Below are 13,357 nucleotides of genomic sequence, written 5' to 3'. Positions count from 1 at the left end.
ACATAAAAAAGCCGGTACAGAAAGAGCCCTGTACCGGCTACATTGCCATTAATATTGATCCGTGCTTACCCATTCCGCAATCAGCTTCGCCGCTTCCTCACGGGTTAACGAGCCGTCCGGCCGGAATGTGCCGTCCGGATACCCGCCGACGATCTTCTGAGCGGTCAACACACCGAGGTACGGTCCCGCCCAGTCGGGGATGGAACCCTGATCGGCGAACGATCCGGCGCTATTCCCCGAGCTCTTCAGCGTACGGCCGAGCATGGCCGCCGCCTGCGCGCGGGTGATGCCGGAATTCGGCTCGAAGACCGTGCCGCCTTCCCCTATCGTCCCGGTCGACAGGCCGCTGGCATACGCATACTCGACGAACGGCTTGCCCCAATCCGGGATTTGCTGCCAATCGGCGAACGGCGGCGTGCCGCCTGCGCTCATCGGCTTCACTGCGCTCATTGCGGAAGCGATGAGCTTCGTAAATTCCAAACGGGTGATCGGGCGCTGCGGTTCGAAGACGAGCTGTCCGTTCTTCTCCACACCGTCGGCCATATCCAGCGATTGCAGCGTTTTTACATATGGGTCCGACCAGCGTCCCGCCATATCCTGAAGCGGCTTCAGCCCGCTGTTCTCCAGCAGCGCGAATGTTCCGAGGCGACCAATCTCCGCGGAGACGACACCGGTTGCCCGGTCGACCGTACCTCCTTCGTACTGCCAGCGCTTCAGCTTTTCGTTGTAGCGGTACACCGCCAGCTGCTCCGGTTGCTTCACCTTGCTCGCATCATAGGTGAGCTCCAGCCGTGCCGGTTGTTCCAGAATTGGTTCGGCATCGGCGAGCTGCAGCTTAATAATCGTATTGTGTACGGTAAGCCCTTCTCCGGCCGTCCCTTCGAAATACGGCTTCGCGTCAGCCGCCGCTGCAACGGCCAATACATCCTCTCCCTGAAGCGCTCCTTTCGGAATGTAGAGGGAGCCTGCAGTACCGAGCTTGATCGCTTGATCGCTGCCCGCTGTAACCGGACGGCTTTCCACCATCTTCATGCGGCCGTCCTTCTCGATCAAGCTTTGCAGTATCTCGTTCAGCTTCTTGTCGATTTGCCCATTGGTTGGAGGTACGGGGCGTACGTCCGAGTTCGAGTCATCGCCAGAATCGTCAGGATCACCCTGATCATTACCCGGCTCTTCCTCGTCCCCGCCCGGCGGCCCTTTCACCTCAATGACGATAGCATCCTCGAATGCGAAGCTGCTCGTCGTCCGATAGGAAGCCCGCAGCACCACGTCGCCCGGCTTGTTCGCGGTCAGCTTGCCGTCGCTTGTCAGCGTCGCGAGCGTATCGCCCTTAAGCAGCGACCATTGCACGACGGACGGATCGAGCGTAATCGCGCCGCCGTCCGCATCCCAGGCGGACAGCACGAACGATTCGCTGGAGCCTACCGGCAGCTCCTTGACCGCAGGCTGAATCGCTACCTTCGCAACCGGCTTCAGCTGCGTGTTAACAACCACAGATTCGTAAGTGCTAATGTTTCCTGCCGCATCGGCAGCCTCGATATGGATCCGCTTCGTCAGCTGAGCTCCCATCTCGACCGCCGCCTGGAATTGGCCTTGCTGGTCGACGGCAACCGGAGCTCCGTCGAGCGTCACCTTGGAGTCGCGGTCGGTTATGCCGAGAACCCGCATGCTTCCTTGGCCGCCCGCTTCAGTTACCGGATTCACCATGAGCGGCGGAGCCGCGGTATCAACCGAGAAGGACATGCTGCTCGTCGTCGTATCGCCCTGGGCGTTCACGCTGACGAACGTAATGTTGTACCGTCCGTCATCAACCGGCAGCGTCAAATCCCACGAGCTGCCCGTCTTCACTTCCCGCTCCTGTTCGTTGACCAGCACCTTCGTCCGGACATCTTGATCCGCTGCAAAATGCAGCGTTGCCGCCGTCTCATTCGTCAGCTTAATCGGCTTGCCGTCCGGGTCGGTCGCATCCTTGAACTGGCTGCCGTAGCTCAGCGTCACCTCGGCCGGGTCCGGCACAGGAAGCTGCACCGGTGCGGAATACGAACGCGGGCTGTAGTGCAGCTTGCCGTCCGTCGTCTTCCGCTCGGCCATCACCGACACCTTATAGGTGCGTCCCGGTATCAGGCCGGTTACAACGTCCGAATCTTTCATTTTCTGCTGTCCGCCGACAATAGCACCAAGCTCGTCCGGCTCCACGAACTGCTCGCCGAACGAATCTACCTTCACGCCCTGCTCATCATAGACTTCGATATAGTAGCCCGTCAGTTCGCCGGATGGAGAAGCTTGCCACGACACATCGAGCATACCGTCTCCATACAAACCGGTCTGCAGCCCGGAAACCGGTGCCGGCGCATCCGGGTCGACCAGTTCAATCGCCTCGGTATAGGCGACTTGGACGCCCGTTCCGTCCGTCATCGTTACGCGTACATAGTACGTCCCCGTCTTCGTATCGGCAGGAACCGTCACGTTCGCCGTACCGGCTGTACCGGCGATGCCCTCCGCCAGCAGTACGCCCGCTTCCTCTTTATTGCCGGCGAGCGATACGCTCACCTTGGCATCGGCGGCGTTGTCGGCCGTCCAGTCTACCTTCAGCTCGCGCGCTCCGACCTTAGCGGCCGTCGCTGTGTGAAGCTTCGGCAGCGGCTTCGCCTCGAACGCCCCCATCTCCACAGGGCGATCGGTGACGATGCGCCAAGTGCCGCTGTCCGGCTGCTGAACGGAGATGTAAATGCGCTGCTCCGTTTGACCGCTCTTGCTGTCTGCGGCAGATACCGTTTGTTCCATATAGTTCGCGTTCGGCTGCCCCTCGGCAATGAGCGGATACGGCGTGCCGTCCGGACGGTACACCTGCACCTTCGGCACCTCGCCGGTATAGCTCAGCTCGAAGTAAGCCACCTGCTGATCCTGCAGCAGCTGTGTATGCTCGGTCTTCGCTTCTCCCGCTGCAAGCTGCTGTCCGAACACGTCCGCCAAGATCGCATTGTCGGCCGAAGCAAGTCTGCCGTCGCCCGGAAGCTGCGCATATCCGCCGATCCGGCGAATGTTATCGCCGAGCACCATCCGTACCGGCCGTCCTTGCGAGTCGCTGAGCACTTCGGAGTACAAGCCCATATTCGGCATGACACCGCCCTCCGCGTCCGTCAGCTCGAAATCGCCGCCCCAATAATAGCGGACGCCGAACGGAATGCCGATGACCTCGATGCCGCCCCAGATGCTCTCGGAGCTCGCTCCGAGCTGCACGCCGGCGAGCGTCTTGCCGCCGGCCAGCGGCACATACTTCGGCAGCACGACCTTCGCCATGACGTAGCCCTCAAAGCGCTCGCCGGAAATATACAGGTACGCCTCTCCGAGAACGATGCCTTTGATATCGACGTTGGCCGAAAGCTCCATAAACATCGGTTCGGACCATTGCGCTATTAAGGATACGTCCGTTAGGAACGGAATTTTGGCAATCGAGAGCTCGCCTTCCAGAGACAAGCCCAGCTTAGACACCTTCAGGGTGAAATCGCCCTCCAGCGTCTTGACGACATTAATCGCCGCCTCGACGACGACCTTGAGCGGCGGCGCGTTGACGTCCCCCGTCATCGTCGCCGCCATGTCCTCAACCCCGCCGCCCAGCTTGGTCAGAAATACCGATGGCACGAGCGGAATCCCCGGCTCGCCGCCGAAGGACATAATCAAATCGTCGAGAACCCATTTCTCATCCTCGGTAACGGCAATAGTCAGGACGCCGTGGAACTCGATGATTTTGATCTTCATCTCCATGTCAAGCCCGTAAATCCGGTCAATTGTATTGATCGTCAGCGAAGCCTTGAGTCCGTTCTCGAACACACTGCCGAGCAAGCCCTCCGGCAGCTGCAAGGACGTCGTCGTGTCAATGCCCAGGTAGCCGATATCCCCGTCTTCCTTCTCCCCGAAGAGCACGTTATCGACGCTCGCCGTCAGCCCCGCCGTCTCGTCGCGAATCGTACCGCCCGAGCCTTCGTCGCCCCATTTTTCCTCCTTCAGCTCCTCATACTTCTGCTTACCGCCCGGAAGGAACGAGAGCGCCATCTCACCGGAGAACGAAACCGCCTTGTCCTGCAGAATCGCGTCGTTAATCTGAATGAGGAAGCCGCCGATATTTTTCATCACCTTGCCAAGTCCGGTAAACTCAATCGTCACCGGCTCCTCGTCGTCCCCGGCATCAAGGGAATAGTCCTCGCCGTCCTTCAGCTCAATGCCGAATTCCCACTGCCAGAACTGCATGCCCCCGGATACCCGCAGCGAACCGCTGCCGCCGATCTCCACATAATCGGTGTTATGCCCCAAATCTTTGGCGCGCTTCGCGATGACAAGCGGCTCACCCTTATACTCCACGACGGAGTTCAGCGTCGCCGGGTTGCCATCCGTGTTCACGATGTACTCGATGTCGCCCGCTTCCGTCTTCTTCTCCATAATTTCGCCGCGAATTTCGAGCAGCAGGCTCTCCTCCGCCGGCAGGCCGGCCTTGACCTGCTCCAGCTGCTTCTCCGACTCGAGGGAAAGCAGCTCGTAGGAAGTATCGTCACCCTGCTTGACCTTCTTCACGGCCAGCAGCCCGTAGTAGCGGCCCATATATTTCGTGTCGCTGCTCATCGCAATCGTCTGCGCAAGCCGCTGCGAGCCGAAATCCCGGTGCTCCAGAATGACCTGATACGGTCCGGGCGGCAGCGCCTCCGTCACCTTTACCGTCATATCGCTATCGCTGACGACGGATATGCCTTCCGGCGGAATCTCGCTGCGCAGTCCGGTAACGGCATTTTCCAGAATCAGCTTCCAGCGGCTCTTGTCCTTGTATACATCGTAGCCCTGGCCCTTGATGGAAAAATATCGCGTCCCCTCGACATAAAGCGTCTCCGGACCGACCTGCTGAAACTGCACGGCCGGCGGCTTGCCCACGACACCCGGCAGCAGCACGAACCCGCCTGCCGATTCCGGCTGCAGCTGCGCATCGCTCTTGACGTCGACGCGAAACTGCTTCACGGCGTACATCTGCTGCGGCGTCGCTTTCACCCGCCAGCGGAACGTATGCGTAGCTCCGGCAGCGATCACATCGGCCGTCTGATAATAGCCGCTTCCGGATGCCGCCACCAGACCCTCATCCAAAATCAAGGACGCGGTTGCTCTGGTCATCGCCGCTGCGCCGGACTTCGTGTTGTCCACTTCAACCGTGATGTCGAACTCCTGCTCCTCGTACCCGTCACCCGTTTCATTGACAGTGAGCTTGTCCGGTGCGAAAGCGCGAAGCGCGAACGGAGCGTCCGTCGACGTTTGCGCGAAATTGCCCATTCCGTAATAGGTTTCAAACACCCGACTCTCGCCGGCGGCTAGCGTGAGCGGCTCCCAGTACATCGCTACCGCACTGTCGGCCGCTTCGTAGGCATTCGTCTTGCTGGTAAAATCAAGTCCGCTATCCGGCGTGTAATCCCACTTCGTCTCCGCCAGCTTGTGCCACTGGCCGAACACGAGGCTGTCCGGCTTCGTATTGCCCCAGCCGTGCATGAAGCCGTAAGAGAAGACGGAAGGTGCAACCGCCTGGTCTACGCTGCGCCAATATTGCGGAATGTCGCTTCCCGTCAGCCTCGTCTCCGTGCGGATCGGCTGATCGGAGCCGCCGATCATGAAGGCCGCCCCGTCGTTCGAGCCCAGCATCGTATCCAGCAGCACTCTGGCGCCGACCTGCTCCGCTTCCGTTCCTGTATTCGTCGCTTCATACCGGATCCGCACATTGCCTACATTCGGATGGCGCTCATCCTCGACGATTTCCAGCGTCTGGCGAATCGATACGTTGCCGACCTTCCAGACCGAAGAGCTCAGTCCGCCGGTATTGTGCGGCGTCTCCTGGAAGCTGCCGTCCATATTGAGGAAACCGTAGGAGTTTCCGTAAATGTAATCTTTGCCGTCGATCCGGAACGTCGCGAACGACGTATCCGGCTCCTTCCCCTCGAACAACAGCGGTACGTTGTCGTCGGTTTCCCGGCTCGCGTCTCCTTCAACCGTACGGACGCTGAACCTTCCGTTGTCCGATTTGACCGTATACTGCACATAGTTATTTTTCGCGATGACAAACTGCGGCGACTCCGCCGCGCTCGCCTGTACGATTCCGGCCGCACCGCCGGACCAGACCAGCAGTGTCGCAGTAGCTGCGGCAAGGAAACGTTGGTACCTCATCCTCATCGGTTTTCCCCTTAAATTTATTTATCGTGAACGTATTGTCAAATGTGCTATTGCAACGAGCTGATATAGACGTGGACAAGCTTCGTCGACCGTTCCTGATCCTGTATATAGAAGGTGTACCAGCCGAGCACCGGGGCCGTCAGCTCCGTGCCTGCGAGCTCGAAGGCGTCGTTCTTCATCTCGCCGCGCGTCAGCCGGCCTTTCTTCCACATCACGTTCAACTCGCCTTCCGCGTTCACAAATTCAAATTTCACCTTCGCGCCCGCCACCGTTATCGGCTGATTGCCGACAAGCTCGCCGTTGATGAACAGCTGCTTCTCGTTCATGCCTACCACCGTTACGGTCCGCTGCAGCTTCGCCGTATTTCCAGCCCGGTCGCTGACGCTGTACTCTACCGTATAAGTGCCCGGCCGGGCGATATCGAAGCCGTTCAAGTTTACCGAGATTTGCGAGGTCAGATCGCCGTCCCGCTCGTCCAGCGCCTGTACATCGGCCAGCGAGAACGCACCGTTCTGCTTGAACACGAGCGGCTGAGTCGTTCCCGGCTTCAGCCGAGGCGGCGTTCGGTCAATGTTGCTGACCTTGGCGTCGACGGAAGTCGTGTTACCGAGTGCGTCCCTGATAACGAACGTAAAGACGCCGTTATCGGTAAAACGATACTGCGTGCTGCCCCCGTTGTTTACGACGGTAAACGGCTCGTTCGAGCTGACTGTCGCAATGACCGGCTCGTTCGTCAGCCCGGTTGTGCTGTACGTCACGTTTGCCTCCGGCGGTGTGCTGTCGATATTGGATACGACAGCCGTTACGCTGGAGGTGTTGCCGACCTTATCCATGAACGTAAAGACGTAGCTGCCGTTTTGATAAAATACCCGCTGCGGCTTCGTTTGGTTGTTCGTCACATAGATCGGCTCATCCGCCGTAAGCGTGACGACGACCGGCTCGCTTGTCGGCGCTGTCGTGCTGTACGCCAAGCTTCCTGTCGGCGCTTGCTTGTCGATCCAGTAAACGTCAGCAGTAACCGTCCCCTGATTGCCAGCCTCGTCGACCATCACGAAATCGAACGTACCGTTCTGGGTGAACGTGTAATCCTTCCGCCCGCTATTGGTCAAGATCGTGACAGGCTCGCTCGGCTGAATCGTCACCACGACGTCCTTATTGGTCGCCATGACGCGCGAATAGCTGAGCTCCGCCGTCGGCCCCTCCCGGTCGATATTGCTGACTACCGCCGTGACCGTATCCGTATTGCCTGCCGCATCCTTATACTCGAATGTGAACGTGCCGTTCTCCGTAAACGTGTAAGACAGGCCGCCAGCATTATTCGTTACGGCTATCGGGCTTTGATCCGGGCCGAAGCGGATCGACGCGGTCACCGCTTCCCTTGTTTTGCGGGCGGGATCCCGGTCGTATACGACGGTTGCCGTCGGTGCGGTTCGGTCAATATTGGCGACCGACGCCTTGAACGTCTGGGTGTTGCCGGCCTCATCCTGGACGACGAACGTGAATTCGCCGTTGTCCTTGAACGTATACGTCGGACTGCCGTTGTTGTTGATGACCCGCTGCGGCGATTGTCCCTGCTGCTCGTCCATAATAAGCGTGGCGACGACCTCTCCGTTCGTCCATTGGTTTGCAGGCACACTGTACTCGATCCGCGCTGTCGGCGGCAGCTTATCGATACCGTACACGGCAGCCGTAGCACGGCCCTCGTTGCCCGCCTGGTCGCGGAAAATAAAGGTCCGCTCGCCGTTTTCCGTAAACAGATGGGTAAAGCCTTGACTGCCGCCTTCGATGAGCGTGACTTGGCCGGCGTTGTCATAAACATTCGCCGTAACGGACACGTTCTGATTCGTCCAGCCCGTTCGGCTGTAGGTTAACGACGCGGAAGGAGCTTCCTTGTCGATATTCGTAACCTGCCCTTGCAGCGGAGCTTCGAGCTCGGCGGAGCCGGCATATTTCCACAGCACGCTAAAGCTTCCGTTGTCTTCAACCTGATAGACGGCCTGGGTCACGCTCTGCTCGATGAGCTGCGGTCTCATACTGTCCGGAAACAACACCTGGACAAGCTCCTTGGCCGGATCTCCGTTCGCCGAGATGGTCACGGTTACCGGGCCGTTCGTAGGCGCTAACGTCGAATAGGCAATGCTTACGGTTTTCAGAGCCGGATCGATCCAATCGACATTCGCTTCCGCCGTACCGGCGTTGCCTGCGGCGTCACGGAAGTTGAACGTGAAGGAGCCGTTTTGCTCAAAGACGTAATAATTGTCACCGCTTGCCGGCTGCGTGATCGCGATATTCTCCGCAGATTGCAGACGAGCCACGACCGGGTTGCCTGTAGGCGTTCCCGGAGCGGGACTGTAGACTACCGCCGCTTGCGGCGCCGTATTGTCCAGAACAACCGCCTGGCTCGTGCGCACCGTAGGCAGATCGCCGCGGTCGACCGCTTTCACGTGCAAATACCAGCTCCCGTCGCCGCCCGAAGCCATAAACCTGTATACGTCCTTCGTAACAGAAACGCCGTCGGCCTCTACTAGCTCCAGCTCGGCATGCAGGTTGTCCGCCGGATGATCCCAAGCGGTCGTAGCGGCGGATACCCACTGATCGTCGGCAGGAGTCAACTCTCTGCTCCATTGGTATTGCAGCTTAGGATCGACGGCTTCGCCGGAGGAATTGTCTACGGTAACCTCGATGAGCGCGGATTTCGCCGGCGTCGGGCTTCCTTCCGGATTCATGCGGACCGTTACCGTCTCGTCGTAGATATTGCCGACTTGCGCCGTAACGGTTTCCCGATTCCCCGCTTCGTCTTCGATAACGAAATCAAATGCTCCGTTCGCCGTAAACGTATGCGTGCTTCCGCCGCTGCTTACGATCTTGATCTTGTCGGACGCGCTGCCGCCGGGGTCCTGCAAATTCGTCAGGCTCGCCGTAACCGGCGACTTCGTCCAGCCGGTCGTGCTGTATTGGACGGTTGCGGCAGGCTTCGTCTTGTCCAGTACAATCGCAGTCGAATATACGCCGCTTTCGTTGCCTGAATAGTCCCGGAGCTTCAACAAAATCGTGTATCTGCCCTCCAGGTCTGGGAGTGTCACATCCGTCTCGTCGACGAAACCGCTCCACGGGCTCCAGCTCGCCCCTCCGTCGGTCGACAGCTGATATTGCAGCTGGTTTCGGCGCTCGAACGGCTCCTGTGTCAGCAGCCGGACCCGGGCCGCCGGAACGTTCGTAAACGGCTTAACGGCCTCTAAGCTTCCGATCGGTGCGCTGTTGTCGAGCAGGAACGGCTCGCTTTGGGCCTGCGCCGAATTTCCTTCCGCATCCGTCGCCTTCACATGCAGTACCCATAGACCGTCTCCGCCTGTTTTTACAAAGCCTGTGGAGTCGACCGGCCTCCAATCCGCTTCCTGAACAGCCTCGTTAAGCGGCTTCCACTGATAGTAGGAAGTTACCGCGTTCTTGCCGCCCGGATCGAGAATGGTGACGGCCGGAGAAGCGCTCTTGGCCGGAATGCCCGAGCCGTTCGGTTCGAAGGCAACTGTCGGTGCGGTTAAATCGAAGCGGAACGTCTTCTGCGTGTAAGCAACGTTGCCCGCCGCATCGACGGCCTTGATGTGCAGGTAAGACTGTTCTTCATGAACGGGCATCGTCCCGATCGTGCCGTCCCCGGCTGTCAGCAGCCAGCCTGAATCGTTAGCATCCGGAGTTGCGCCGCTGTCGGACCATTGATAGGAAACCGACTGCACGCCTGCAGCGTCAAGCGCCTCAGCACGAATAGCGTAGCTCTTCTTGTACGATATACTGCCGTCCGGCGTCACCGTAATTTGCGGACCGGTCCGATCCACCTCGAAGGGCAGCGACACGGCATCGGCCGTATTCCCCGCCTGATCCGTCAAGCGCACGGCAAGTTTCCAGCGGCCCGTGGCGGAAGCGCCGGTCGGCGCCGATGCCAGCGCCGTCCCTAGGCTTCCGTCGGTGCGCCAGCCGGACTCGTCGATTGCAGCTCCGCCGGACAGCCACTGATACTGGAAGCCTGTGCCGTTCAGACCGGCTTGCGCATCGGCTGCCCGAACCGTTACGGAGTGGCTTTTCGCAAACAGAGCGCTCCCGTCCGGCGTGAACGTGACCGTCGGCGCCGAGTTGTCCAAGAACACCTTGACTTTGCCGTCCTTGCTGTTCCCAACGCTGTCATAGCCGCGCACATGCAAGTAGTACTCCCCGGTAACACCGGTTGGAGAAGGAATGTTTAAGCTGTCCGTAAGCACCTCGCCGATCCCGCTTGCGCCCCAATCGGCAGGCGGATTCGCATCGGCAGACCAATAGTACCGGAACGATTTCGGGCCGGAGCCGTTTGCATCCGTAACCGCGACGTTCAGGCTTACAGACTTGCCGTATGTCGCAGGGGGAGCGGCGATTTGCACCGCAGGCGCCGTCGTATCGACGCGCAGCCCCGTCAGCTGACTGCCTTGAATCGTCCGCACCAGAGCGTTCCCCGCCGGATCCGTGATCGTTCCGCCCGTCAAGCCTGTTACCGCCAGTTGAGCCGTATCCTGGCCGCTTGCGGCGACCGTGTACCGGAAATTCAGCTCGTTCAAGCCGTTCCCGACGCTAAGCGCCGGCACCGACGCGCCGTTATTCAGCTGCAGCATGATGGAGCTCGCCGATCCCGAGACATTCACGGTTTCGCCAAATCTTACGGTTAGATCTACGGTGTCGCCTGCCTTCAGCGCCGTATTCGACTTGCTTGCCGTAATTTGGGCGATCTGCGGCGGTCCTCCGTCGACGGCAATGCTTTTCGCCGTAAAATCCGTGGCAAAGCCGCTCGTCTGCTCACTAAGTGCATTACCGGCCAAATCGGTTATGTAAAGCATGTTGCTTGCCGTATTCAGAGCGCTGCCGCCCTGCAGGTTGAAGGCGCTCTGCTGATCGGTCGCTCCCACGGTATATGTATAAGTCAGCGTATTCGTCAAATTGCCGCTCTGGTACACCGCTTGTCCGCCGGAGTTCATCGGAATTTTCAAAGCCGTGTTCACCTTGACCGGCTCATCGAACTGCAGGTTGAACGTAATCGTATCTCCCGCTTTATAAGTTCCCGGGGCATTGTTTACGGTAACTTTGCTCAGCTTCGGCGCAAGCTGATCGGCCAAATAAACCTGAATGTTTCTTACGCCGGTCAGGTTGTCGCCAGTCTCCCCATCCGTCGAATAAAAATAGAGCTCGATATCCCGCGTGCCGGGGGCGAGGTTAAACCAAGGGGAGTTGATCGTTTTCCAGTCCATGACGTTGTTGAATTCGTCGCTCCCCTCGTCTTCACCATAGCCGATCAACTTCGTAGCCGTGCCGAAAGGATCAATCGACCGGATGGCGGCCTCGAGCAAATCGTTGTCCCAGTTGTCAAAGCTTCGGCCGTCGAAGTTGACCTGAACCCTCATATCGCCTTTGTCAACGGCTTGCTGTACGGCGCTGAGCGACATACGGAAGGTGGCCTTCCAGTTGCTCATGCTGCCGTTCGGCTGGACCACCGTACTGTTGCCTGAGTAGAGCGTTCCGGTATCGACCCCCTCCGTCAAGGAAGCCGGGGAGAAATAACGGAAATTATTTTCGCCGGGTACCCCGGGGCTTGTCGAATTTTTGATCAAGATTTCCCCAGTCGAGGGAGTAGCGGCATGCGCTGGCAAAACCGCTAAAGTAAAGGCGACGCCCAGCGCTGCGGAAAGTCCTGTAATGGCTTTGGCCGGCACGTACCGAGCGGCCTTCAGCTTGCGCTGCTGGGCGGCAGACTGGCGTTTGCGGGCTTTTCGCGACTTGCGCAAAATCAATCCCTCCCTTTCCATCGTTATTTGTCTGTTATGATTCTCGATACTTCCTTATGTTTCGCGTATTGGTAAAATAGTCCCACTTCATTTTACACTGATCGACACGTATCGGGAATACTTTTTTTATTAAGCCCATATATACCAAAATATTACAAATGAAAAACATATGTAATGCCATGCAAGGCTTGCCGTACGGACAGGCTCCGGGAAAATGCATGGGTGGGATCAGGCGCACCGCAGCTATGATCACAGAAGCTACTCCTTCTGCGGTGGGGAGGGGAATTCGGCTATTGTTGCTTCTTACCGAAGCGGTACGTCGGGGGAAATCCCTGCGATCAAGCAGGCAATTTCACGCTCTTGATACCCGCACAGCAAAAAACAAAGCAATGCCGGCCGCTGCGGGACCAGCATTGCTTTACTTTGGCTTGCCAATCGGATCTCTGTCACCAGAACCAAAAACGCTTCCTCAAGACGCATTTGCGCTGCGGATCAAGCAGCTCGCTTATGCCCGCCCGATCCAGCTTCTCGAACAGCTTGTCCGCCCCGTGCTTCAGCTTGAACGCCATCTCTTCCTCGTACAACGGCACCAGCCCGAAGAAGTGAACCGTCTTCGTCTCCGACAGCTTCAGCTTGAAGAAACCGGGCACATTGTCCAAGGACGCAGGAATCGTCAGCATTACACCGTTCAGCTTCGTGCCGGCAGCATAAGGCTCCGCCGGATCTCCGTTCGGAACCGTATGCCCCAAATGCAGCCATGTATTGTATTCATGGGGGAGCCGGGCCATCGTCTTCAGCAGACGGATCGGCCAGTAGCACGATTCGTCCTTGAAATCCTCTTGTGAGAACCGCCACGTCGGCGGCAGCGCAAGCATCAGCTCGGCATAGCGGTACGTTTCCGCACCGGGCGGAACCGTCATCGGCAAATCGCTCATGCCGCAGGTGACCAGCGTATAGAAATTGCGTTCCGGCGTCGGGGCTACCAGGAACAGATCCAGATGAACGAGATCCGAAATCATTTCATGATACACGCCCGCAATCCGTCCGATATACTGCTCCACATGTTCGCCGACCGCCTTGATCGTCTCTTCGTTGCCCAGCGCAAGCTGAAACGGCGTCTGCCTTTCGCCATGCCGGTAAATCGGCTGTCCGGAAGGCGAAGTTCCAATGTTGACCATCTCTCTGTACCCCCAATGCAACCATGCAACTGCACGGTTCGACATGTCGTTCCTGTTCGCTATATCTTACAGCTTTACAATACCATATCTTGGGCGGACCGCAAACGATTTTTCCGAAATTCGATAATCGTTGAAGCGTTTATACCCCGGAACGGGAACAATTGTTCCATAATTGGATAA

3 protein-coding genes are annotated in these 13,357 nt (G+C 58.5%); all 3 read right to left on the bottom strand.

What is annotated here, in order from left to right:
• Window positions 1–48 precede the first annotated feature (48 nt).
• Window positions 49–6,192 carry an S-layer homology domain-containing protein gene (locus ACFFK0_RS14835; RefSeq protein WP_377471042.1) on the bottom strand — a complete coding sequence of 2,048 codons (6,144 nt, stop codon included), beginning with the start codon at window positions 6,190–6,192 and terminating at the stop codon, window positions 49–51.
• 53 nt (window positions 6,193–6,245) lie between these two features.
• Window positions 6,246–11,999, bottom strand: a complete 5,754-nt coding sequence (locus tag ACFFK0_RS14830) for an Ig-like domain repeat protein (protein WP_377471041.1) — start codon at window positions 11,997–11,999, stop codon at window positions 6,246–6,248.
• A gap of 446 nt (window positions 12,000–12,445) precedes the next feature.
• Window positions 12,446–13,177, bottom strand: coding sequence for a suppressor of fused domain protein (locus ACFFK0_RS14825; RefSeq protein WP_377471040.1), 732 nt, complete (start codon window positions 13,175–13,177; stop codon window positions 12,446–12,448).
• Window positions 13,178–13,357: the final 180 nt, after the last annotated feature.

It is taken from the genome of Paenibacillus chartarius (assembly GCF_042432825.1).
GTDB classification, from domain to species: Bacteria; Bacillota; Bacilli; order Paenibacillales; family NBRC-103111; genus Gordoniibacillus; species Gordoniibacillus chartarius.
Note: the sequence above shows the minus strand (reverse complement) of the source record. Positions and strands in the feature narration are given on the sequence as shown.